The following is a 23,525-nucleotide window of genomic DNA, read 5'->3' on the forward strand; positions in this document are numbered from 1 at the left end:
GGAGCGGATAACCGCTGAAAGCATCTAAGTGGGAAGCCCACCTCAAGATGAGTGCTCTCACCACAATTAGTGGGTAAGGTCACCTGAAGAACACAGGTTAATAGGCGGTAGGTGGAAGTGCAGTAATGTATGTAGCCGAGCCGTGCTAACAGACCGAGGGCTTGACCTCACAAATAATTTGGTTGATTGGCGTTCCTGTGCAGTCTTCAGGGTTTTGTGAACAAGGGTAAAGGTTAAAGGTAAGTTTTTTCCTTTTTTCCCTTCCCCTTTCCCCCTTGCCCTCAAAGTTTTCCTGGTGTCTATTGCGCGGTGGAACCACACTGAACCCTTCCCGAACTCAGAGGTGAAACGCTGCTGCGGCAACGATAGTTTAGGGGTCGCCCTACGCAAAAATAGCTCGATGCCAGGTTTCATTTTTCTCACATCAAGCCCCACACTCATCTGGCGTGGGGCTTTTTGTTGCTCATGAATTGCGCTACTAATGCCACACAACACTTTTAGAGGAGAGGAGATTTGATTGGGTTAAAGGTTTATCGCCTGTCACCTATCCTCCTTTGCTTATCGTGCAGACATGATTTGCTTTTGCTGTTCTTGTAGCCAGTTTTCAAAGAGTTCATTCAACAGGCGCATTTTCATAAATTCATCCAGTTGTGCTGGAATAAATTTTTCTAAACGCAAAATCACAAACCATTCAGCGATACGGGTAGGGGGCAATATCTGACCTGGTTGACTGCTAGAGAGCATTTGCACCATTATCGGATGTAGTGCATTCAGTTCAATCGGGCCTACCAAGCCACCAGTTTGGGCTTCCGGACCGAGTGAGTATTCCCGTGCCAAATCAGCAAAAGAGTTTTCTTTTGCCTGAATCCTAAAGTAGAGTTCTTGGGCAATTCCCACATCCTGGGTTCGCAGTAGGGAATAAATTACTTTGTCCAGTTTTGCCTTGGACTGAAAAAAGTAAGATTCCAGTTTATTACCCCAAGTGGCTTGCTTGAATTTTTCAATTTTCAGCTTACGAGTGGTAATAATTTCTAGTTGATCGGAAGTCAGCCCTTGATGTGCCATCCAAGCCTGGATGTCTTCTTCATTTTTAAACTGTTTTTCAGCGTAAAACTGCTGTTTAGCTTGGGCCACTTCTTCAGGAGTACACTCTATAACTACCTTGGCGGAACGTGAGTTTTGCTCTATCGCCTCATCAATAATTAATTCCCGCTGCAACTGTGGCAGCATTTGGTAACTTGCCAGTAAAGAAATCAGTTCACTAGCTGTAATTGTACGATTACCGATTTGGATCGCTTCAGTCATTAGCTTTCGGTCATCTCAAGAATATTTAGTCTGTTAAAGAAGCTATACCTTAGCCCATTGTCTAGGAATTTTTACCTGAATTCTACAGAGTTAGGTATACTAACCTCACTTTCGCAATAATTAAATAGTTACTTGCTAACATACTTAAAAATATACAGTTTGTATGAGTTTTTATCAAAGATTCTATGCAAATGCTAGCAGATGTAAAGATAAATATAAAAGACAGTTCTTGCTACTACGACTTTAGAAGACGAAGTTTATCAGACTGAGTTAGGGTGTTTTGAGGTTTCTATTATTTATTATGCGTAGAGGCACAGTGGTATTAGTGTCGCGGTTTTTCTCTCAACCTCGAAAGAGCGTTTGGTAGATAAGGGTAGACGCCAAGGATTTTCATGAGTCCGCGTACCCCTACGCGAAAACCCCTACGCGAGAGCCTTCGCGCGGCGTTTCGCATCTAAGCGTTTAGAATTTTCTCAAGTAGAGCAGGCTTGATGTGCTGAGGGCGACGCTCTTATGTTACTAAAGCTTCTTTACAAGACGTTGCGCGAAGAACGCTATCGAGCATCTAGGGGGCCTAGTTTACAAGTGTTTCGGGTATAAAGGGGGACGCATTATATACTGCCTTTTCAAATAAGGATATTTATGTATCCTATAACCACAGGACTTACGCAACTGGCACAGTGCGATCGCTACCCAGTAGTACAGAAGTATTTAATTACCCAGAATGTGTTTGATTGGCTTTACTCGAATTAGTAATAATAATCAATGATGTATCTTGAAATAAATCATATTGCTTGCACTATGTTAGTTGAGCTAAGACTGAAAAGTTTAGCTTATCAAACAGGTAAAACTATTTACAAGCTCAAGCACAATTTGCTTTTTAATTATTTAATTGAGCAACTAAAACGTCCAAAGATTGCTATGTCTTCTGTGTAGTTTTTGGGTGCTATGTGCGCTTCGCACACCATTGCTTGTGCCAGTTGCGTAAATCCTGAATAAATTCAAATTATATGTGGTATCTGTAGCCTGATTTGGAAGAATTAATCTGGCTGTAAAATACAGCATTAATATAGATAATTTTGTCTGGCAAGTGGGAATTATATGTTGTGGAGACATTGCAATGCAACGTCTCTATTTTTATGAATAAATTTCCTGGTAAATGAAAATTTTGTGCAATTTCGGTTATTAACTAGCACACGCAAATATCTGCTAGCTGCGAACGCTCTGATCTGTCAAATTACGATTGCCCCAGCGAAGGCAGATATACCTGCGATTTCAAATCCCCAAACGCCCACAACTGCCCAATTAGCTAAGGATTCCGAATTTAAAGTTTTTCCCGTAGGATTGAATGTAGGGAACCGCAATGTCAATCCTAGCGTTTTAGTGCGTGGTCAAGAAGATGGTTCCGAAGCAGTTGATTTTGGAAATTGGCTGTTACCATACGATGCTGTAATTCAAGGGTTAAAATTAAATATTACCACTTTACCTGATGGTCAATTAGAAGTGCGATCGCCTGGTGTTATGACTCGCATCGACCCAACAAAACTTCGCACAGATTCAGAATTAGGATTAGTCTTTACAATTCAAGATTTACAAAATCTCTTTGGGGTAACGGCAAAATTTGATATCAATGAATACGCCATAGTTTTGGATGTTCCAAGACTAGATCGATTTAGTGGCAAATTGGCAGAAACGGAAACTCCAATTCAACTAGAAGGATTACCACACGTTGCACCTCAAAAGTTTAGTATCGCCGCAATTGAACAGAAGGTAAATGTTAGCGGTAGTGCTAGCAGAGCGACAAACTATAGAGATGATTTTCTTGGTGTTGGTAGTGCTTTTAGTGGTTCGTGGTTCTTCCGCACCGCTCAACCAAATTTAGAAAATCCGCAAACTTGGAATATTGCCGAAGCGCAGTTTCTTCGACAAACTAATTCAACTGATTATTTTGTAGGTTCCCAGCCAACGTTTTGGCAGGCTCAAGGAACAGGAGACTATTGGGATTTTACATCCATTCAACGACGGGGGTTTGTACCACCTCAACCCTTCAGTGGTGGTTCTTCCGATCCTCGCCAACGGTTACAAGCAGATTCTATTGGACGGACAATTTCTGGTAAGGCTGAACCAGGTACATTAGTGCGATTGGTGCAAGGTTTTGGCGCTCGCGTGATTGCCGAAATTTTAGTTGATTCTTCTGGCATTTACCGTTTTGAAAATATTAAAAGCCAAAATCAATTTTTGGGCAACAATTATCGCATCTTGCTCTATCCCCAAGGACGACTCACCGCCCAACCAGAAATTCAAGAGGCTACTTTTTCGACAGTACTAGGACAATTACCAACAGGTGCTTCAGGATTAATCGTTTCTGGTGGCTTACGACGGGATTTTGTGGAAAATCAAAGTTTGTTGGGTAACTTTTCTGACTTTCGGGGCGGAATTGCTGGGCGTTGGGGTTCATCGGAAAATCTGACAGTAGGTTTAGGTGGAGTGTATAACGAATCGGCTAGAGCCTTAGCAGAATTATTTTGGCGTCCGGGAAAGTTACCTTTGCAGGTAGCAGTTTCAGCATTGACGGGTAATAAGTAGGATGTGAATACAGATATTCGCTATAATCCATCTTCCAGCTTGAGTGCTGCATTTCTCAGCGATCGCTTGTCTAGTCTATTATTTAGAGACTTCCAAAAAATAAATTATCCCAAATTATATTTATATTATGGGCACACAGTTAGCTATGCGACCCAACCGACAAGTATTAATACACGATGCATTTCTGGAAAAGACATTGTGGCATGTGTAGTAAGAAAGCAAATATCACTTGATGCTCAAGTTAGCTCAAGGGGGTCTAATGATCGATCGCTTTTTGAATCTAATTTTTATCGATTCCTTTGCTGTAGTAATTAACCTGACATTTGGTACATTACTTCGCACTAAAATCTGCAATTATTCATGGGATGGAGTTGTAAATGATGAACTTTCAACACCAGAAAGTAGCGCTAGTTCTTCTAAATCTCTACCACCCTTAGAAGAGGTATAAACCACTCCTCTTCGATGAAATCTGCCTGCTGTAGCGATTCTCATTTGAAGAAAATATAGGCTTGCTTAGGGGCGTACATCTGTGCGCCTCTATGAGAATCTATATCGATCTGTGGTTAATTATATTGATTGTCACAAGCAATAACGAGAATTTTAACGGGAATACGGTAAAATCCAGAGGTACTTTTATTGTTATCAACGCGGGTTAAGGATGGAAGTAATATGATTACGTTTTTGGCTGGGGGTGATATTGCTCTTTCAGTGACGCTATTGTTTCTTATGTCATAGATGTAGGCTGGGCAACTCTAGTTTTGAATATAGTTGCAATAACTTTAGGTTTTGCGATCGCTACTTTAACCGGATTAGGAGAAAAACGTTTTACAGCAATTACAGTAGAAGTAGGAATTCAAAATGGGACACTGGCGATCGCGATCGCTTCTACACCTACACTACTGAACAGTCCTACAATGACCATTATTTATTGGGGCAATTTATGGTCTGCTAATGTTTGTGACCGACATTCCTTGATGGTACAAGCTCCTAAATTCATTTATGGAGTTAATCTCAAATCTCAAACTTGTACTGAGCGACTCGTACCGACTTGTGCCGAGCGAAGTCGAGGTAGCGGAGCCGAGGTAAGTCGAAGTATCTCAAATTCCCAAGCCCCTAGATTTATCTATGGGGTCAATCCAAAATCCAAAACTTGTACCGAGCGACTCGTACCGACTTGTGCCGAGCGAAGTCGAGGTAGCGGAGCCGAGGTAAGTCGAAGTATTTCAAATCCAAAATTGTCTGACTGGTGCTGGATTTACTTGGTGGACTAGTCGTCACCAATATTTTTTGAAAGCATAAAATTAGTTTGCCTCATAGGTTACAAGTATTTGTAGAAATTGAATTATTCAATCTTGTTACGTTGATGTTTCTAGCCTCTTCTGCTAAACCCATTGATGACAATCTCAAAAATTTAGTAGACGAAATTGAAGCGCAAAGTTTTAGTTTATCAGTTTTAGCAGCGCGTCAATTCCGTTATAGTTTGCTTCAAACTCCGGTAGAAGTGAGCATCAAAGAACCCCGCCAGTTTAACGTACTCGAAGAATTTATCATCCGTGCTGCTATTGAATTTCAACCTCCGCCAACAGAAGATGAATTAGCCTCTATACTTGGGCTGGATTCTGTATTTATTAAAACTACTACTGCAACACTTCGTTCTTTACAAACTCTATCACCAACATCGCCACTAACAGTTACTCCTGAAGGTCGATCGTTTTATGAAAAAGGGTCAGTGCCACAGCCGCCATATCCTATACAAATTTATGCTATTACAGACCCTTTAAGCGATAAGATAACCTTTCAATTTGAATCCTTAAATGAGACAGTAATAAATTTGCCTGATTTGGCAGACTTTATAAATATTGATAATACAATTGCTGATATTGCTTCCTTACCTCTTGAGGAAATCCAAAAAAGTATTCAAGCTTCAGGTTTAGGACTTCATGTTTCAGAAGAGGGAAAAATTGTCACTTCCTGTAAGGTGCTAGCTTCAACTCAAAAAATTTGGAGAAAGATATCGATTTTCATTATATTTGATGCCCTTGAAGATAAATTGAGTATTCAAATAAGAAATGGAAAACAAATCTTAGAGTCAGCATCCAATTGGTTAGAAATGCTACATAGTGAAGGAAAAATCTCTTTGCAAAAATTATGTAAATTTTCAATTGCAACCATCAATTATGAACGTGAAACCATTCTCAAGCTGAAAAATACTGAAATAGAAGCTAGACTCAAAAATATTTGCACAAAGGCTCTAGAAACTTCTAAAAAATCAGTAGTAGGTCAAGCAATTCAGCTACGGAATGGACAAATTAGCCAAGCTTTTTTAGAAGTTTTAAATTCGGCGAAAAGCCAAGTTCTGATTTATTCTCCTTGGATGAATCAAGCAGTTGTTAATGAAAAATTTCTGACTCTATTACAGAAATTAGCTAATCGCGGAGTATGGATTTTAATTGGATATGGAATTACGCAGCAACTAGAAAATGAAGATAAACCAATTCCACCAGAAGTGGAAAAAAAACTTCGAGCGATAAAAACACCCGATGGGTTACCATCCGTACAGGTTTTTTGTTTGGGAGATTCCCATGTCAAAGAAGTAATAGTCGATCGAGAAATCTATCTTTGCGGCTCTCATAAGTGGCTATCTGATCGCGGTAATTACCTACCACTAGACGAGTCAGTTTATAAAGTTACAATTCCCCTTCAAGTCCAGGAAGCTTATGAATTTCTCGCTAATCGCTTCCAAAATCACGCTCAAAAATTATGGCAAAATGCTCTCGAAAACCGTGATTCTCAATTGGCTGTAGAGTCTTTATGTATCTGGAGTGCGCTAGGTATGGAAGATATTGTACTCAAAGAGATACAAAAAAATAATTGGTTTGAACTTTTGCCTGTATGGTTAAATGTAGCACTACAGGGATTAAAATCGAAAAACCTATCAGGTGATTCAACAAGTTTTCAAACTGCACTTTCGTTACTCAGTCAAGTTTCTGTTGAAGAAGCTTTTATTGAGCAATTGCAACAGGGATGGCGGAAAGTTATCGGCACGATCGCAATTAATAATCCTGAAACTGCTTTAAACTTACTTAATGATGAAGTATGGGCGCAGTTTATACGTCTCAATATTGTTCAAGAGAGTGATTCACGCAATCATTTTATTTTGTACCGCACTTAACCCGCACTGGGATATTTTTCATACTTCAATAGTAATAATTTATCAAAGACAATCGAGAAATATGCCGTCTGAAATATACCGTCTTGATTTGGCGGGGATTGTCAATTAAATGATTCTTAACCTTTGATTGACTTAAAGATAGATCCAGAGATTCGTCTTGTTCGATACAATTTATGGGTAGAGAGAGCCGAGGAGAACAAGGTGGTCTTATTAAAAGGCTTTGAGATTGAGATGTACACGGGCACGCCTCAAGGTGAAATCGTCGGTCTCTCCGACAAAATTGTTGCGGCTTTGGATGGATTTATGCGCGAACCAGATAGCCGCAACGTCGAGTACATAACTCAACCATCCCATAATTACGAAAATTTGTTGTGTGCCTTGCTGCGTCCCCGGCGGGAGTTGCGAAACTACTTCAATCGTTTGGGCGATTACACCTTAATACCAGGGAGTACTTTATCTTTGGGTGGGGGCGATCGCTTTGTGCGTTCCGATCCAGCAAACCCCTATCATGACTACATTGAGAACACCTACGGCACGAAAGTAGTCACCGCTAGCGTACACATCAATATAGGCATCAGCGACCCAGAAGTATTGATGCGGGCGTGTCGGGTAATCCGTATGGAAGCACCCCTATTTCTCGCTCTCAGCGCCTCATCTCCGTTCTTGGATGGCAAAGCTACCGGCTATCATTCCACACGTTGGGGCGTTTTCCCACAAACGCCCAGCCATGTGCCCCTATTTGCCAGCCACGCCGATCATATCCAGTGGGTGGAAGATCAACTCGTTGCCGGAACCATGCAGAATGTAAGGCATTTGTGGGCATCGGTGCGACCAAATGGCGATCGCCGTCCTTATGACTTGAATCGCCTAGAACTACGAATTTGCGATTTAGTCACAGATCCCATTGCCTTATTAGCTATTACTGCCTTATTAGAAGCGCGTTTGTTGCAAATAATCGAAAATCCCAGCATCGATCCGTTAACCCAAAGCACTTTCTCTGCTGAAGAACTTGTCACCCTGACTGCTGACAACGAAGCTGCTGCTGCTGCTGGTAGTCTTGATGCTCAGTTGAGGCATTGGCAAGATGGCAGAAGTATTGTAGCCAGAAATTGGATTGCCGAAATTTACCAAGATGTTTGGGCGATCGCCAAGCAACAAGGTTTTAGCTGTTTCCTTTCCCCTTTGCACAAAATCCTCCGCGAAGGCAATGAAGCTCAACAGTGGTTGCAATTACACGCAGTTGGTTTTGACACCCAGCGCGTCATCACTCAGGCTATTATTGCCACCCAAGAGCGCGAAATCGAACTCGAAGACAAATTATGTTCGTCTCTGCTGGGTTAACTCAAAAGACATTGGGGATTGAGCATTGAGAAAACACTTTGTTTTATCCCTTTATCCCCTCATTTCCCCACTTTCGTCTTCATACAAATGGTAGATTTTTTTGCAGGCACTACCAGCCCTAAAAAACACAAGCACTTACTTTGTCTACACAAAACTTAACATGTCCCGATTGTAGCCAAATATCTTCTCAGGCATCAATCTGGGCTAATTTGTACTTCCTTTTAAAAATCTAATCGATAGAGGATGCTTGATTATTATTAACAAAACCTATGAATAGCCTCTACCTTTTGGTAGATTTAACATTGACCATAAATTTTTTTATACAATACTTAAATTATACGGATAATGCCTCAGGTAGTTTTAGTGAACCCGCAGATACCTCCTAATACAGGTAATATTGCCCGTACTTGTGCAGCTACAGGTACAGAGTTGCATTTGGTGGGGCCTTTGGGGTTTGAAATTAGCGATCGCTACCTCAAAAGAGCCGGTTTAGATTACTGGCCTTATGTCAAACTACACTATCACGAATCACTAGAAGCCTTTAAAACCGTACATCAGAGGCGTGGCGGCAGATGGTTGGGTTATACAGTTAATGGAAATTGTAATTATGTAAGCTTTCAGTTTCAACCTGATGATTGGCTACTGTTCGGTAGTGAAACCACGGGTTTACCACCAGCAATTCTGTCAGATTGCGATGCTACCGTCTATATTCCCATGAGCCAACCAGGGGTTCGTAGCTTGAATCTGTCAGTGAGTGTAGCAATAGGCTTATTTGAAACCCGTCGCCAGTTAGGCTATTTAGAATAGTTGTTTACATGACTGCTTATAAGTGTATTTACTTATAAGCTTTCCATAAACCTATTAGACGATTTATTTGTGACTGTAAAATTTTTCTCGCTCGCAGCAAGAATATGTAAAACAATATACCAAAAAATGGGTTTATTCGCGAAATGTAGTGGAAGATACTTACAAGTATAGTAAGGTTATTATAAGAAATTTGTATATAAAACTTGGGATATTGCCAAATTTGAATGATAGATTTTGATGAATTTAAAACATCCTAAACTAGGAACGAAATTGCTAAAATCCAGTCATGTATTACATTTGAGCTATTTTTGCTCGATCGAGGACAGAAATTAGCCCAAAAGTAGCCGATAGTTAATACGGTTGTTTTTTAGGGAATAATCAACGTAAAGTCTCGTGTTGAGAAGACGGATGGGGTAGAAATATCTTGAAGATATCTACAGCAGGGGGCATAACTTTTCCAGAAGTCGCCGCAATTTAATTTTTAGCAGCGACTTGGACTTGGCAAATAATTTGTCCAGTCCCCGTGATTGACGCAAGACAAGCGCGGATAATGGTAAAGAATAAAATCTCGTCCTAAGTGGTGTTAGGAGTGGTTCGGACAAGTAAACACAGCAAAATTTAAGTTTTGCAAACAGATGTGAACTTGTCTAAATCAGAGAAGCAGGTTAATCTTGCGTAAGCATCTCTGGTGAATGTGATCTCGATCTATCATTTGTTGCGATCTAAATCATTGACTAGTATCCAACTGAAAAATCGAGGTTAGTTAAGCGCTAGTGATCGTAAGGAGGTCGTCTTTGAAACGAGCATTGAAAAAGAGAGTAAAAGCTGTGTTGAACAATACCCCTAGCAGCGATGATGCCCCGGTAGAACTGCTAAATGTGATGAATCCAAAAGTGAACAGCCGGGTGCGGACAAAAGCGGCGATGATTGGCTTGGCAATCTCTATGGGAGCAACCAGCCTTTTGGTGACTCGACAAAGCGATCAAGCCCAAGCAGCGGTGCCAGTAGGTAGCCAAAAGGCAACTTCAGCGATTCCTGCTGTTCCTGACACCAAAGTGAAATTTGCCTCCACAAAGCTGGAGTCCCAAGCAGTCTCATCAGCGAGCGTGCCGGAAAATCCTGTAATCGTGGAACCAACGGCAGTATCACAAGTGCCTGGGCTTGAAGCTAAATGGCAAGTCGCGGCAAGTGGAATATCTTTGCAAGTTCCTGCATCAAACACGTTTTCTCAAACAACAGCAGGTGATAAAAATTCCACTTACCTGAAGCCCAAAATGGCACAGGGATTGAACAATACCTTAGCCGAAACTAGTTTTCCAACAGTCAATAAGCTGTCTGACTATAGTGCTGATGGTGTTGATAGTACAAATACATCACTAACTGCCCAGCCACAAACAGTGGCAACGTCAACCGCAGTTAACAATGAAATAAATGCACAACTTAAGGCGCAACAAGAGTTCGCACTAAATCGCTTACAAGAAAAATCGAACCGCTTAAGAAAGAGTCTGGCGCAGTTGCAGTCTGGAGAGACCAAAAATTTATCACAAGCTGATATAGAATTGGCGCAGCCGACAACTGTGGTTGAGAAGACTGCATTAGCAGTCCAGTCAGATACTTCTAGCGATGCAAGCCAAGCGAACCTGGTATCGAAGTTAAAACAGAAGCCAAGAGACACTGCATCTGTACCATCGGCGCCAATAGTGATTGCCTCCTCGACGCATACAGCTTATGAAGTTAAACCTGGAGATACACTAGCAGCGATCGCCAGCAGATACAACACTTCAGTATCAGAACTAGTTAAAGCAAATAACCTCAATAATCCCAATGAACTGCGAATTAGTCAAAAACTAGTTATTCCTGCGGTTCAAATTCCTGCGGTTCAAATTCCTGCGGTTCAAATTCCTACCGTTAAAGTTGAGGCAACTGTAGCGAATCAGCCGACTTTTGTAGAGTCTAGCAAAACTCCTAATGTTGCTACCTCCCCTTTGAATATTGGTAGTGCTAACTCATATCTACCTAGTTCACCATCACCAACTATTGCCGACAACAGTAGCGTTACCGTCCCTGCACCGGTAACTGTACAGATTCAGGCAAATAGTGCAACCGACTTAGAAACGGCCCCCCCGACAGCTAAGTCTAATGGCGTCGGTGGTGATATTCCAGTGCCACAAGCTTTTGCCGAAATGCAACAGCCGAAGACACCAGTAAATAGGGTAGCAAGGGTAAACAATAACAATAATGACCGTTTGCGGGGCTTACAAGCGGAAATCCAGAGATTACAGCAGAAATATCGCGCTCAACAGTCTGGTAATTTAGTTGTGCCAGCAGCAGCGATCGAAGCAAATAATGCTGCTATACTCACTCCTATTTCTACGCCCAATAATTTCAGTGTACCTAACTCTGCATCTAGACCAAATAGTGTAGCAATACCAATTCCAGTTCCGACACCGATTCGGGCTAACTATAGCGTTCAGCCTAAGCCCCAATTGCGTACTACTGTACGCCCTACCGAAGCAGTAAACCCAGAATTCTTGCCTAATCTAGGTTCTGCTAGCCAGTGGACTCCCTCTCGGACTCAATCTGCGACAAGGGTGGCAACGCCTCCTGGAAAAGTAAATGCCTCTGACTCTTTAGGAAAGATGCGAGGAACCACAGTTTCTCCACAGGTATTACCGCCTTTGGCAGCAGTGGATCAATATCTTCCCAGACCCATTGACGAACTTACGCCTCCTCCATCTAGTTCAACTTTGGCTTATATCTGGCCAACGAAGGGTACTCTCACTTCTGGCTTTGGTATGCGTTGGGGAAGACCCCACAAGGGAATTGATATTGCTAACTCCACTGGCACGCCAGTTGTTGCCTCAGCTGACGGTACGATAGAAAAAGCCGGCTGGAACAATGGTGGCTACGGCAACCTCGTCGAAATCCATCATCCTGATGGCAGCAGCACTCGCTATGCTCATAACAGCAAGATTCTGGTGCAACCGGGTCAACAGGTACATCAAGGAGAAACAATTGCTTTAATGGGTACTACTGGTCACAGCACTGGCCCACACAGCCACTTTGAAATTCATCCATCAGGCAAGGGTGCTGTTAACCCAATAGCCTTTCTACCACAACGCCTGTAATTCTTAGTTGTCTTTAACTAAATCATTGCTTTGTTAGTTGAGGGAGTTTACCTCCCTCTTCTACTTTTATTACCTCAATAAGAATGAAAGTTCTAACAAAATTGCAAAACAGACTAGTCTTGAGCAAATTTATATGCTATAGTAGTTAATGATTTTGAAAAACATGGCTCAGTAGCTCAGTTGGTTAGAGCACGGGACTCATAAGCCTGGGGTCGTTGGTTCAACTCCGACCTGAGCCATTTTAAAAGTAAGATAATATAAGTGTTTCAGCTTCTAGGCATTTGTAGTACTAGGGAGCTGAATTGCTATATAAGCCTCTTTTGACTATCAAATGACTATGCTCATTCAACAGCGTGATAGTCATGAAAGTTGGAATTGAAGCCCTGAAAGGTCGTTTAATATCATATCCGGTTGAAGACTTATCATTTAGAGGGCAGTTCTTGCTGGGATCAGGGGGAAAGAGACTTTTGGGATTTTTGCACAGATCCGGTAATCATAAGTGATTAGCCGGACATGATATAAGATTAAGATTTACTATAGTTTGATTATTAATACTAATCAGAAATATTTATCTTTACATTTAGCTGACACTCCTGAAAATAGGTACATCCCGCATTGCATCTCTCGACCACAGGCTCATTGTTATTATCAAGCAAACTACCAGTTGTGCTGGTAACGAGCGATGACGTTCCTCTTCGACCTTAGTTTTAGCGTAGACGCTCTTAGCGGCTTGCCGAAGGCATCGCTTCTTCGATTGAAGTTGCTGGAATAGCCATCTCTATTGCTTTGAATATCTCAGTATTTTGTATCTTGTAATACATTAATGAGAATTCTTTCAGATACACCGTACTTGATTTCCATTTTTGGAAGCAATACCTAATTTACAACTGTTTGAGCCTTAACTGAACCGTATTGCGGCAGCTGTATTAAGAAAAAATCGCTGTTCAAAATTGGTAATAGTGATATAGTTACTCCAATCGGTTCTGATGGGGAGCAGCCATCGGACGCAAGGGGGAAAGTCTGGTGAAAATCCAGCACTGTCCCGCAACTGTGAACCTAAAATAGGTGAGTCAGGATGCCCGCCGGTTAGAATCAATTCGTTTACATAAATCTGCGAGGTACAGGTTATGAAAAGAAAACAGGCGTTAGTCAGTCTAACCCTGATGGGAGTTATCAGTTTTTATCTGGTAGTTGGTTTACCCAAACCCGCCTACGCTATGCACATTATGGAAGGTTTTTTACCAGTGCAGTGGGCGATTTTTTGGTGGATTGTGGCATTACCATTTTTTTTATTAGGATTGCGTAGTCTGACTCGCATTACTCAAGCTAACCCACAGCTAAAACTGCTACTAGGCCTGGCTGGTGCTTTCACTTTCGTGCTGTCAGCGTTAAAAATCCCTTCCGTCACGGGTAGCTGTTCTCATCCTACAGGGACGGGGTTAGGTGCGGTGCTGTTTGGCCCCCTCACTATGACGGTTTTGGGTAGTTTAGTATTGTTGTTTCAAGCTTTGTTACTAGCGCATGGCGGCTTAACGACGCTGGGAGCAAATGCTTTTTCAATGGCGATCGCTGGGCCATTTGCCGCTTACTGGATATATAATCTGACAATCAAGTTGGGTGGTAAACAAAAAATTGCGATATTTCTAGCAGCTGCGATCGCAGATTTACTCACTTACGTTATCACTTCTATCCAACTCGCCTTAGCTTTTCCTGCACCTATTGGTGGGTTTCTCGCTTCATTTACCAAGTTCGCCGGGATTTTTGCCATAACTCAAGTCCCTTTAGCAATTAGTGAAGGGTTGCTAACTGTATTGGTGTGGAACTGGCTGCAATCTTATAATCCTCAAGAGTTGGAATTGCTGAAATTAATCAAACGGGAACCCCAAAGAAATGAATCAGTCTAAAAAAGGGTTGAGTAACTGGCTGTTGGTAGTAGCTGTATTAGCTTTAGCAGTTGCACCGTTAATATTTGTCCGTGGTGGCGAATTTACAGGTTCCGATGACAAAGCAGAAATTGCTATTACTGAAATCCAACCTGGATATAAACCCTGGTTTAAATCATTTTTTGAACCAGCTAGTGGGGAAATAGAAAGTTTATTATTTGCTTCACAAGCAGCTTTAGGTGCTGGAGTAGTCGGTTATGCAATTGGGTTGTATAAAGGACGTTCCCAACAACAAAAACGTGAAGAATGAGCCTGCAAATAGACACTTTAGCTTATACCAATAGACTCCGGAGATTGCCACCAGAACATAAACTAATTTTTGCATTTACTACTCTTGCTATTTCCCTTGCCAGCCATCCGCTAGTACAAATTTTAATCATAGTTTGGATGAGTATTTGGACAGTAATTTATGCAAGAATTCCGGCTGGAGTTTATTTTCGGTTGTTAACGTTCACCATAGTTTTTTGTTTGACGAGTTTACCAGCCCTGATGGTAAATGGAGTTGCCATTCCTGATTTACAAAGCGTCAAATTAGATTCGTGGTATGGACTGACTCTCGGACACTTCTATATTTATATCAGCCATAGTGGCAGTATCCAAGCATTGGGACTTTTAACCAGAGCATTAGCCTCTGTTTCTTGCTTATATTTTCTCATGTTGACCGTCCCTTTCATAGAGATATTACAAACTCTGCGTTACTTACGATTCCCAGTGCTGTTAACCGATTTATTATTGCTAATGTATCGGTTTATTTTCATCCTGCTGAACACAGCCAATGAATTATGGACAGCACAAAATTCCCGTGGTGGCTACCGAACTTGGCGTAGTGGAATGAAAAGTTTAGCACTACTAATCGGACAACTATTACAGCGAACCTTAGAACGATATAGTCAGTTCTCTCTGGGACTGGAAGCACGAGGTTTTGTTGGTGAATTTCGAGTTTGGCATCAGAGTCGCTATCGTCCTCAATTACGGTATATTATCGAAGCGATTTTCGGCTGTGTAGTATTAATAGGATTGGACTTTTGGCGGAATGCAGGAATATTTACTTCAATTTGAGCAGGTATATTATACTTATCCTGGCGCACAACAATCAGCTTTGAATGGTGTAACATTGAACATTCCATTAGGTAAAAGATGTGCGTTAATTGGTCAGAATGGTTGTGGTAAAACAACATTATTTTTACTAGCTAATGGTCTATATAAACCTGATTCTGGAATTGTTCGGTGGCGTGGTGAACCGTTAAGTTATAATCGGAATTATCTGGCTAAATTAAGGCAAAATGTCGGGTTAGTATTTCAAGATCCAGAACAACAATTAGTAGCTTCTACTGTTGAAGAAGATATATCTTACGGTTTGTGTAATTTGGGTTTACCAGTATCGGAAATTCAACAGCGAGTAGAGCAAACATTAGTTGAATTTGGACTAACTACTTTAGCCCAAAGACCAGTACATCATCTGAGTTTGGGACAAAAAAAGCGAGTTTCTATTGCAGATGTGATGGTACTACAACCAGAACTATTAGTGCTGGATGAGCCTACTGCCTATTTAGATGTCAAACATACTCGTAATTTGATAGCAACTCTGAAAAAAATTCATCAAGATGGCACTACTTTAATAATGGCAACTCATGATTTAGATTTAGTCTATCGGTGGGCGGATTGGATTTTTGTTATGGATAAAGGGCGACTGATTTTAGAAGGCAAACCCCAAGATATATTTAGCCAGCGTACACTTTTAGAAGAGTTAGAGTTGGGCATACCATTGATATATGAGATGTTATTTAATGGGTTATCTGCTGAGTCAGGAGTAGTTAGAGAACGAGTGCAACAACGAATAGTAGAATTATTTCGCAATTTTTAATAATTTTACAGTTAGAGAATTTCAATAATGAAAGACAATGCTTCTATCAGGACTTAAATCTTTTTGAAGCAGAAACAAGCCTCAAACTCAGACATCACTATATATTTAAAAGAAGTCTTGGTTTTGTTTACCAAGACTTCAAGCGAATTTATTCGATTGAACACGCTTATACAATTGCTTATCCCAAATTGCTGAAGAAAGTTCCCCAAAGGATTCCTGTTACTCCTACAGCAATTAAAAGGTTAGTAAAAAACTTGCCTAATTCAATTTCTTGTCCAAGTGCTTTGTCATCTTGACCTGCGGTGAAAAACAATGACCAAGCTTGGTTAAGATTGATTTTCTCAAAGTTGGTGAAATCAGGTCGGAAAACAACGGGGCCAATCAAATCTTGTTTAGGGAAATCAAAATCAGTTCTCATAACTCTCCTTTAATTTTCTATGGGTTGATTGAATGTAATTTTTGAATAGTCGAAATTATTTACAAGCTTGTCAGCCATCCAATCAGGCCGTGTCCGGTGATTACTTCCACAGCGATAAGTGAGACGAAGCCAATCATTGCCAGACGACCATTGAGTTTTTCAGCATACTCGGTAAAGCCAACTCTTGGAGTTTGGTCTACATAAACTTTTGGTTCAACTGCAAAGTTGTTGAGTTAACCGAGTTCGTTGATGGTGAAGCCTTTGCTAGTCATGTTTTTTTCCTTTGCTGGTTTATGTAACTAAATATAACTATATGTGAATATTTTTTGCAAATGCTTGACAATGCAAGTAAGTGCGGTAAACCGTACTAAATCAGATCGTAGATACCGTATCTGTGAAAAGAAAGCAATTATTGCTTGTGTGCAAGCATCATTTTTTCGTGTTGCTGCCATTACTTTGATGGCGCAAGCGTCCGCCGTAGGCGATCGCACTACAAATTTTATGCCCCCCTACCGGATTGAAGTTTATACAAAATACATGGTCTACTAAAAAACTAGACCCTTAAATAATCTGGCTGCAAAGAACACTTCTTAAATTATGAACATAGTAGCGTTCGCGGGTATTTCGTCCTTCGGCTGGCTGTACTGGATAATACAGCCGCATTTAGCGATGCACATTCCCGATGGCTTTTTGAATCTACCTGTTATCCTTGTCACCTGGATAATTGCTATCGGTTTGATTGCACTAGCTATAAGGCAAGCACAGGCAGAATACCAAGAACGAGCCGTACCTTTAATGGAAGTTTGTGCAGCTTTTATTTTTGCAGCACAAATGATTAATTTCCCGATTCCTGGAGGTACGTCTGGACACCTTTTGGGTGGAACGCTGGCAGGAGCTTTACTAGGGCCCTGGGCTGGTTCGCTAGTGATGGTTGCAGTGTTCATTGTCCAGGGCGTTCTGTTTCAAGATGGTGGACTGACCGTGTTAGGAGCCAACATCTTTAACATGGGATTAATTGGTACGTTTGGCGGTTACTATCTCTATCGCACAGTGAGATTTGCTATTGGACGCGATCGCTTATCTGGATTAGTTATTGGCGCGGCGATCGCCGCCTGGACAAGCGTAGTCGTAGCCTCAATTATATGTGCCTTGGAACTTGCAATTTCTGGGACAGTTCCTCTAGCGGTAGCTTTCACAGCAATGGCTTCTTGGCACGTTCTAATTGGTATTGGCGAGGCAGTGATTACTGTAGTAGCACTCAGTTTCATTTGGCGGACTCGACCTGAATTACTTTACGACCCGCCCCGCAAGACGAAAGTATCAACCTCTCGTCCTCTGTCTCGGTATTAAAGTAATTCGTAATTCGTAATTATTTTTTGTAAAGGGATTTAGACCCGTTATCGATAGTTAAATCGAATGAATCAGGAGTGAATGCTTATGAGTAGCAACATCTCGCGATCGCGTAACCGTGCTTTTGTCATCGCTGGCTTAGGTATTGCCCTGCTGATTGCAATTTTCCTTTCGCCGCTAGCTAGCAAAAACCCAGATGGGTTAGATAGAGTTTCACAAGACCTGAAATTTGATAGCAAGGCACATGAAGATACGCCAGCTCGTAAGTTACCCTTTTACGGCATATTTGATGAGTATGCTCTCAGAGGTGTACCAGAGGCGATCGCCACTCCCTTAGCTGGTTTAGTTGGAACACTAGTAACTTTTGGCTTGGCTTGGGGTATTGGCAAACTAGTCGTGCGTGGTTCAACTTCACCTTCCACACATGATGGCTATTCCGACTCAGATGCAGCAGATTAAATACAAATAGGAACTTAACATCATGCTGTTGCACATTGGAGCATTTGTGCTGGATATCGATAGCAAGCAGGCTACTGTTTGGCACAAACTTGCTCCCCGTACCCGGATATTATGTACATTGTTGTTCGTGTTCGCCACTGTCTTAACACCAGATGGCCACTGGTGGACTTGGACTATTTATGGATTAGCTTTAGTCTGCCTGCTATTACTGAGTCGAGTCACCTTAGCAGTACTACTGAAACGGTTGGCAGTAGAGTTCACATTTATTGGTGTAGTTCTCCTGGGAACTTTATTTCGAGGTGGTGGCGAAGTTTTATGGTCTTGGGGGCCATTACAGATTACGACAGTGGGGCTAACTGTTTTGGGTAGTGTAACGCTTAAGGCATTGCTATCGCTATTGATACTAAATTTACTCACGTTAACAACTTCAGTAACAGCACTACTTCATGCCCTGCTGGAACTGAAAACCCCACCGCTACTAGTAGCAATTCTGGCATCTATGTATCGCTATATCAGCGTATTAATAGGTGAGTTTAACGCGATGCGTCGAGCAGCCGAGTCCCGAAACCTGATGAACAGCAATCGCTCGATACGTTTAATTGTTGGCAACACGATCGGAGCGTTGTTTATCCGCACTTATGACCGGGGAAATTTAGTTTATCAGGCGATGCTATCACGAGGTTATCAAGGAGTCCCACCGATGATAGAAAAAGTCTCGTCAGGAGGACGAAATGACATTGTGGCTTTGAGTTTGACTATAGTTTTAGCATTATTGGGTCAGGCTATTTACTGGCGGAAATAATATTTGTTTAGATTGTTTTAATGCATCATAATCCAATATCAATTCAAAATCTTAGCTATACCTATCCTGATGGAACTCAGGCTTTGAGAGATATTAATCTGTCCATCAAAGCAACTGAGCGAGTAGCATTAATTGGAGCCAATGGTTCAGGAAAATCTACGTTGCTGTTACATCTGAATGGCATTCTCATGCCTCAATCGGGACAGGTAACGATTGGAGAATGGCCTTTAAATGTTGAGAATTTGCGAAACATTCGGAATTTTGTCGGGTTGGTGTTCCAGAATCCCGATCATCAGTTATTCATGACAACAGTCTGGGAAGATGTTGCTTTTGGCCCAATGAATATGGGCGTACAAGGTGAGGAATTACAACAGCGAGTTCTTCATGCAATGGCAGCAGTTGATATCGATCCCCAATGGTATGGACAACGCTACACAGGTAATTTATCTGGAGGTGAAAAAAAACGGATTGCGATCGCTGGTGTCTTAGCCATGAATCCACAAATATTAGTATTTGATGAACCCTCAGCTCAGTTAGATCCTCGTTCTCGCCGTCAATTAATCGAACTGCTGCACAGTTTACCTCTAACACAACTGATTGCAACTCACGATTTAGATTTAGCTTTGGATTTGTGCGATCGCACAGTTGTTCTCAGTCAAGGTCAGGTCGTGTACGATGGTGCAACTGAGCAGGTAATGAGCAATCCAGAGTTCTTGGTTAGGCACGCTTTAGAGTCACCATTATGCTATAGCCGCCCTTATTGTCAGCTGGAACACGCACCTGTTAGTCCATCTCGGTATGGTGAATTTGTTTGATTCAATCACATTCAATTGTTATTCAAACAGGTACTTGCTATTATCAAGATTTTTTAGCAGTAATTTAGATTTTAAGCTACTAGTAAATTGTTACTTATCAATTTTAAACCGATCAAAATCTACCAAAAATAGCTATATGGATTCTCATCAAGAAAACATATCCAATATAAAACATAGTTACAGTGAAGCATCTCTAAATGATTTGATGAAGCGATTGTCTCGTATTGAAGGACATATTCGGGGTGTTAAAAATATGATTGAGAGTAGTCGTCCTTGTCCGGATGTATTGATTCAAATAGCTGCTGTTCGAGGAGCAGTTCAGCAAGTTGGTCGAATTATTTTAGATGAATATCTCAAGGAATCCGTTGCTCGAACTACTCAACAAGGAGATATTAAAACTGAGATTGAAGCATTAAAGACGGTGTTGGATCGTTTCTTAAGCTAGATATAAGTTTGCTACGCAGTGAAGTTATTGCTCATTAGAGGCTCTTAGCAAAATGGTTTGAGCTTTAGAGATTGTTTATTCAAGTTAATTACGATTTTTAAGTAGTTATTTTGTTAAAGTATGGTATCTAACAAACTTAAGCGACTTATATCCTTATTAATTTGTTTGTGTCTTTTAGTTCCGTCTGTACCAGTAAAAGCCCAAACTCCAGAAGAATGGATCGCTCTAGGGTTGTTTCTATGAACCCTTTCAGGTAAAACTCGATCGAGAATCTCCACAGTTAACCAACTCAAAAAAAGGGAAGTTCTTGTGGTTGTAAACGTTGGAATTTTGGGAAGCACGACAAACAACTCGTAATGTGCCAGTGAAACTTAGACGTAAGGGTGAAACATCTGCGCTGTTTTGTTAAGACAAGTTCTCTTAGTTAGTAATGCTTTTGATGCTTTTGATATTCTGCAATTTCTGCAAAGGATATAAAGCAATTGCTGGCATTGTCCGTTTATCCATAAAGCCAGAATAGGAAAGGGTTTTTCACAGACAGGGCATTTTGATAACAAGCGTAACTGATGGCGATCGCATCCACATAACTTAATACAGGTGTCTTGACTTAAATTGCATAAACTTGCATAATAATAAAGCTAATACAATTTATAAAACTAATTAGTAAGCTTTTTAAGCTTATCTACTAGTAGTTTTGGGGTTATAGCGCAGTTGGTAGCGCACCTCAATGGCATTGAGGGGGTCAGCGGTTCGAATCCGCTTAGCTCCACTATTAAAACATAGGTACTCAAAACCTGTTTGTTTTGTGTCACCTGAAGGAGAAGTTGCACAACTTGTCTAACTTCTCCTTCAAAATTAAGCAAGATTATGCTTGAAATCACAACTAGTGGACTGTTTCTTAAATACACCCCCACATTAAGATACGCTTGTAGGGAAAAAAGAACGGGCGCTCATCCTCTAACAACTCGAATAGCTTCTGCTGATAGCGTTCGACAAATCTTTCATAGGTTTGGGCATCCAGTAGGGACTCATAAGCCGTTAGCAATGTCCCGCGATACCACTCCACTACGGCTTCTCGTGAGGGCAACACATGCCCATAAATTTGAAGCTTGACTTCCTGCTTGACAAACCCCAATTTATAAAGCAGTCTGGCGTATGTTTCTGGAGGAAGTACCTCTAAACGCCGCACATATCCTCTTAATTCTTCACTGAATTCCTGTGCAGTCTCAACTGCTATCTGATGCACTGGCTCACTATCCATCATTGGTATTTGTACGGCAAGCTGCCCACCAGGTCGCAGTTTTGCCCGCAATTTCTCAAATAAAATCTCGTGTCCCGTCAACCACTGCAATGCCGCATTAGAAAATACCACATCAAACTCCTCATTTCCTGGGTTTTCCTCAATACGTCTTTGCTCAAACCGTAGTCCATTGCCTGCAAACTGACGCGCTTTTTCCAGCATTTTCTCAGAAGCATCTATCCCTAAAGTCTCCTGTGCTGCTAAGGTTTCATGCAGATATTTCGTTAACTTTCCAGTTCCACATCCTAAATCGAGAACTCGTAAGTTTTCTTGCCGATGTATCATGTCTACCAAGTCGTAGAATGGACGACTTCTTTCAGCTTGAAATCGTTCGTATAGTTCTGGATTCCATTTATCTGACATATTTTTATAATTAGTAATTCGTAATTTATAAAGCCGTATTTTCTGATGTAAACGACAAAAAAACGATATCGTCAGAAATTGCGGGTTGAAATTTGCTTAAGATACGCCATAAGGTGTTGCAGCTACGCCCGTTGTAGACATCCCACCCAATTTACCATGCCCTATGACCAACTACTTTCGCTCTAATGTTGATGCAATGGCTAGCTATGTTCCTGGCGAGCAGCCTCAACGTGGTACACAGATTATTAAACTTAACAGCAATGAGAATCCCTATCCTCCTTCTCCTGCGGCATTAGCTGTGCTACGGAATATTGATGGTGAATGGTTGCGGCGGTATCCAGAACCTTTTGGGGGAGAATTTCGGCAAGCTGCAAGTAAAGTTTTAGGAGTTCCTAGTGACTGGATAATTGTCGGAAATGGCAGTGATGAATTGTTAAGTGTGGTGATTCGAGCCTGTGCTGAACCTGGGAAAAAGGTAGTTTATCCGATGCCTACTTACGTGCTATATCGGACATTGACAGAAATGCAAGCGGCGGAAATTATTGAGATTCCTTACAGCAAAGACTACAGCTTACCAAAGGACGAATTAGTTGCTGCCAATGGGGCTGTGACCTTTATTGCGTCGCCCAATAGTCCATCGGGTCATGTGGTGGCAACAAATGATTTGCGAAAATTAGCCAGCCAGTTATCTGGAGTTTTAGTGATTGATGAAGCATACATAGATTTTACCGAAGAGAATGCATTGACTTTGGTTAAGGAATACGAAAACGTTATCGTGATTCGGACACTATCTAAGGGATATTCGTTGGCAGGATTGCGATTGGGCTTTGGAGTGGCAAATCCCAAACTGTTGCAGGGATTGTTTAAGGTTAAAGATAGCTATAACATTGATGCGATCGCTTGTGCAATTGGCACGGCTGCCATCACTGACCAAGCTTATAAAAATGCTTGTGTAGCCAAGATTAAAGCATCACGGACTAAGTTAGCAACAGACTTAAAACAATTAGGTTTTCATATCTGGGATTCCCAAGCTAACTTTTTGCTGGCACAGCCAAGAGAAGGAAACGCAGAATATCTCTATCAAAAATTGAAGGAACGGGGAATTTTAATTCGCTACTTCAAGCAGCCTGGACTAGATGATAAATTACGCATTACTGTTGGGACAGATGAGCAAAATCAGGCTTTAGTAGAGGCACTAATAGCAATTCCAAATTCCAAATTCTAAACTTGTACTGAGCGTCTTGCCCTGAGCGAAGTCGTTGGCGCAGCCTCTCGTAGAGAAGGGAGTCGAAGTATTCAAAATTAAGAAAGTGAGAATTAGCATAGGTTTGATGGTTTGCATCTAGTATCATATTTTTTGTGAATTGGTATAAGTAGGTGGGCGTAAATATTTGTCGTTGGGATAAGGCAGAAGTCAGGAGTCAGAA

The 23,525-nt window shown here is 41.3% G+C and carries 22 protein-coding genes, 2 tRNA genes, 2 rRNA genes, 3 pseudogenes and 1 riboswitch (1 of these 30 cut by a window edge); of the genes and pseudogenes, 23 read left to right on the forward strand and 6 right to left on the reverse strand.

Annotated features, from left to right (window positions below):
- Together ACR5KR_RS26965 and rrf are read left to right on the forward strand one after the other, a co-directional pair.
- A 23S ribosomal RNA gene (locus tag ACR5KR_RS26965) occupies nucleotides 1–169 on the forward strand; it begins 2,728 nt to the left of the window's first position.
- Nucleotides 170–291: 122 nt separating this feature from the next.
- Nucleotides 292–409 (forward strand): 5S ribosomal RNA (gene rrf / locus ACR5KR_RS26970).
- 149 nt (nucleotides 410–558) lie between these two features.
- Here rrf and ACR5KR_RS26975 read toward each other — a convergent pair.
- A complete protein-coding gene (locus ACR5KR_RS26975) occupies nucleotides 559–1,305 on the reverse strand; it encodes a peptidylprolyl isomerase (protein ID WP_445628322.1) in 747 nt (248 codons plus the stop codon).
- 774 nt (nucleotides 1,306–2,079) lie between these two features.
- On the opposite strand from ACR5KR_RS26975, the pseudogene ACR5KR_RS26980 reads away from it, so the two are divergent.
- The 9 genes and pseudogenes from ACR5KR_RS26980 to ACR5KR_RS27020 form a co-directional block, all read left to right on the forward strand.
- Nucleotides 2,080–2,241, forward strand: a pseudogene (locus tag ACR5KR_RS26980) (IS701 family transposase); the annotation flags it as partial.
- Nucleotides 2,242–2,475: 234 nt separating this feature from the next.
- Complete coding sequence (locus ACR5KR_RS26985; RefSeq protein WP_448268611.1) at nucleotides 2,476–3,891, forward strand: hypothetical protein; 1,416 nt, start codon at nucleotides 2,476–2,478, stop codon at nucleotides 3,889–3,891.
- Nucleotides 3,892–4,123: 232 nt separating this feature from the next.
- The gene (locus ACR5KR_RS26990) at nucleotides 4,124–4,339 is read left to right on the forward strand and encodes a hypothetical protein (protein ID WP_445628324.1); all 216 of its coding nucleotides are present in this window, start codon (nucleotides 4,124–4,126) and stop codon (nucleotides 4,337–4,339) included.
- A 310-nt stretch (nucleotides 4,340–4,649) separates the two neighbouring features.
- Nucleotides 4,650–5,162: a hypothetical protein gene (locus ACR5KR_RS26995; protein WP_448268612.1), complete on the forward strand. Its 513-nt coding sequence runs from the start codon at nucleotides 4,650–4,652 to the stop codon at nucleotides 5,160–5,162.
- Nucleotides 5,163–5,254: 92 nt separating this feature from the next.
- Nucleotides 5,255–7,063, forward strand: a complete 1,809-nt coding sequence (locus tag ACR5KR_RS27000; protein ID WP_448268613.1) for a hypothetical protein — start codon at nucleotides 5,255–5,257, stop codon at nucleotides 7,061–7,063.
- Nucleotides 7,064–7,264: 201 nt separating this feature from the next.
- Complete coding sequence (gene gshA, locus ACR5KR_RS27005) at nucleotides 7,265–8,404, forward strand: glutamate--cysteine ligase (protein WP_448268614.1); 1,140 nt, start codon at nucleotides 7,265–7,267, stop codon at nucleotides 8,402–8,404.
- Nucleotides 8,405–8,749: 345 nt separating this feature from the next.
- On the forward strand, nucleotides 8,750–9,211 hold the full coding sequence (locus ACR5KR_RS27010) for a tRNA (cytidine(34)-2'-O)-methyltransferase (RefSeq protein ID WP_322674339.1): 462 nt from the start codon (nucleotides 8,750–8,752) through the stop codon (nucleotides 9,209–9,211).
- 794 nt (nucleotides 9,212–10,005) lie between these two features.
- Nucleotides 10,006–12,339 carry a peptidoglycan DD-metalloendopeptidase family protein gene (locus tag ACR5KR_RS27015; protein ID WP_448268615.1) on the forward strand — a complete coding sequence of 778 codons (2,334 nt, stop codon included), beginning with the start codon at nucleotides 10,006–10,008 and terminating at the stop codon, nucleotides 12,337–12,339.
- Nucleotides 12,340–12,504: 165 nt separating this feature from the next.
- Nucleotides 12,505–12,578, forward strand: a tRNA-Met gene (locus tag ACR5KR_RS27020).
- A 365-nt stretch (nucleotides 12,579–12,943) separates the two neighbouring features.
- On the opposite strand, the pseudogene ACR5KR_RS27025 reads toward ACR5KR_RS27020, so the two are convergent.
- Nucleotides 12,944–13,036, reverse strand: a pseudogene (locus ACR5KR_RS27025) (hypothetical protein); the annotation flags it as partial.
- Nucleotides 13,037–13,300: 264 nt separating this feature from the next.
- Nucleotides 13,301–13,440, forward strand: a riboswitch (cobalamin riboswitch).
- A 26-nt stretch (nucleotides 13,441–13,466) separates the two neighbouring features.
- Here ACR5KR_RS27025 and ACR5KR_RS27030 point away from each other — a divergent pair.
- The 4 genes from ACR5KR_RS27030 to ACR5KR_RS27045 are packed head-to-tail and all read left to right on the forward strand — an operon-like array spanning nucleotide 13,467 to nucleotide 16,146.
- Nucleotides 13,467–14,243 carry an energy-coupling factor ABC transporter permease gene (locus ACR5KR_RS27030; protein ID WP_448268616.1) on the forward strand — a complete coding sequence of 259 codons (777 nt, stop codon included), beginning with the start codon at nucleotides 13,467–13,469 and terminating at the stop codon, nucleotides 14,241–14,243.
- Nucleotides 14,230–14,532, forward strand: coding sequence for an energy-coupling factor ABC transporter substrate-binding protein (locus ACR5KR_RS27035; protein WP_448268617.1), 303 nt, complete (start codon nucleotides 14,230–14,232; stop codon nucleotides 14,530–14,532). Before ACR5KR_RS27030 ends, ACR5KR_RS27035 begins: the two co-directional genes overlap by 14 nt.
- Complete coding sequence (gene cbiQ, locus ACR5KR_RS27040) at nucleotides 14,529–15,341, forward strand: cobalt ECF transporter T component CbiQ (protein ID WP_445628331.1); 813 nt, start codon at nucleotides 14,529–14,531, stop codon at nucleotides 15,339–15,341. Before ACR5KR_RS27035 ends, cbiQ (ACR5KR_RS27040) begins: the two co-directional genes overlap by 4 nt.
- On the forward strand, nucleotides 15,316–16,146 hold the full coding sequence (locus ACR5KR_RS27045; RefSeq protein WP_445628332.1) for an energy-coupling factor ABC transporter ATP-binding protein: 831 nt from the start codon (nucleotides 15,316–15,318) through the stop codon (nucleotides 16,144–16,146). The genes cbiQ (ACR5KR_RS27040) and ACR5KR_RS27045 overlap by 26 nt, the downstream gene beginning before the upstream one ends.
- A 178-nt stretch (nucleotides 16,147–16,324) precedes the next feature.
- Here the strand turns inward: ACR5KR_RS27045 and ACR5KR_RS27050 are convergent, their stop codons facing one another.
- Both ACR5KR_RS27050 and ACR5KR_RS27055 read right to left on the reverse strand, forming a co-directional pair.
- Entirely contained in the window at nucleotides 16,325–16,564 is a 240-nt protein-coding gene (locus ACR5KR_RS27050) for a hypothetical protein (protein WP_445628333.1), read from the reverse strand.
- 59 nt (nucleotides 16,565–16,623) lie between these two features.
- Nucleotides 16,624–16,836: pseudogene (locus tag ACR5KR_RS27055) on the reverse strand (chlorophyll a/b-binding protein).
- Between the two features lie 43 nt (nucleotides 16,837–16,879).
- Between ACR5KR_RS27055 and ACR5KR_RS27060 the strand changes: the two are divergent.
- The 6 genes from ACR5KR_RS27060 to ACR5KR_RS27085 all read left to right on the forward strand — a co-directional run bounded on the left by ACR5KR_RS27060 (nucleotide 16,880) and on the right by ACR5KR_RS27085 (nucleotide 20,435).
- Entirely contained in the window at nucleotides 16,880–17,113 is a 234-nt protein-coding gene (locus ACR5KR_RS27060) for a hypothetical protein (RefSeq protein ID WP_448268619.1), read from the forward strand.
- A gap of 48 nt (nucleotides 17,114–17,161) precedes the next feature.
- Nucleotides 17,162–17,914, forward strand: a complete 753-nt coding sequence (gene cbiM, locus ACR5KR_RS27065; RefSeq protein WP_448268620.1) for a cobalt transporter CbiM — start codon at nucleotides 17,162–17,164, stop codon at nucleotides 17,912–17,914.
- Nucleotides 17,915–18,001: 87 nt separating this feature from the next.
- Nucleotides 18,002–18,373 carry a PDGLE domain-containing protein gene (locus tag ACR5KR_RS27070; protein WP_445628336.1) on the forward strand — a complete coding sequence of 124 codons (372 nt, stop codon included), beginning with the start codon at nucleotides 18,002–18,004 and terminating at the stop codon, nucleotides 18,371–18,373.
- 22 nt (nucleotides 18,374–18,395) lie between these two features.
- Entirely contained in the window at nucleotides 18,396–19,175 is a 780-nt protein-coding gene (gene cbiQ, locus ACR5KR_RS27075; protein WP_445628337.1) for a cobalt ECF transporter T component CbiQ, read from the forward strand.
- Nucleotides 19,176–19,195: 20 nt separating this feature from the next.
- Entirely contained in the window at nucleotides 19,196–19,990 is a 795-nt protein-coding gene (locus ACR5KR_RS27080; protein ID WP_445628338.1) for an energy-coupling factor ABC transporter ATP-binding protein, read from the forward strand.
- Between the two features lie 136 nt (nucleotides 19,991–20,126).
- Complete coding sequence (locus tag ACR5KR_RS27085; protein WP_445628339.1) at nucleotides 20,127–20,435, forward strand: metal-sensing transcriptional repressor; 309 nt, start codon at nucleotides 20,127–20,129, stop codon at nucleotides 20,433–20,435.
- A gap of 113 nt (nucleotides 20,436–20,548) precedes the next feature.
- On the opposite strand, the gene ACR5KR_RS27090 is transcribed toward ACR5KR_RS27085, so the two are convergent.
- Complete coding sequence (locus ACR5KR_RS27090; protein WP_448268621.1) at nucleotides 20,549–20,728, reverse strand: hypothetical protein; 180 nt, start codon at nucleotides 20,726–20,728, stop codon at nucleotides 20,549–20,551.
- 403 nt (nucleotides 20,729–21,131) lie between these two features.
- Here ACR5KR_RS27090 and ACR5KR_RS27095 point away from each other — a divergent pair.
- A tRNA-Ala gene (locus tag ACR5KR_RS27095) sits at nucleotides 21,132–21,204 on the forward strand.
- Between the two features lie 129 nt (nucleotides 21,205–21,333).
- On the opposite strand, the gene ACR5KR_RS27100 is transcribed toward ACR5KR_RS27095, so the two are convergent.
- On the reverse strand, nucleotides 21,334–22,098 hold the full coding sequence (locus tag ACR5KR_RS27100) for a methyltransferase domain-containing protein (RefSeq protein WP_448268622.1): 765 nt from the start codon (nucleotides 22,096–22,098) through the stop codon (nucleotides 21,334–21,336).
- 163 nt (nucleotides 22,099–22,261) lie between these two features.
- On the opposite strand from ACR5KR_RS27100, the gene hisC reads away from it, so the two are divergent.
- On the forward strand, nucleotides 22,262–23,323 hold the full coding sequence (hisC, locus tag ACR5KR_RS27105) for a histidinol-phosphate transaminase (protein WP_448268623.1): 1,062 nt from the start codon (nucleotides 22,262–22,264) through the stop codon (nucleotides 23,321–23,323).
- The last annotated feature ends 202 nt before the right edge of the window (nucleotides 23,324–23,525 follow it).

The organism is Nostoc sp. DSM 114159, assembly GCF_053470285.1.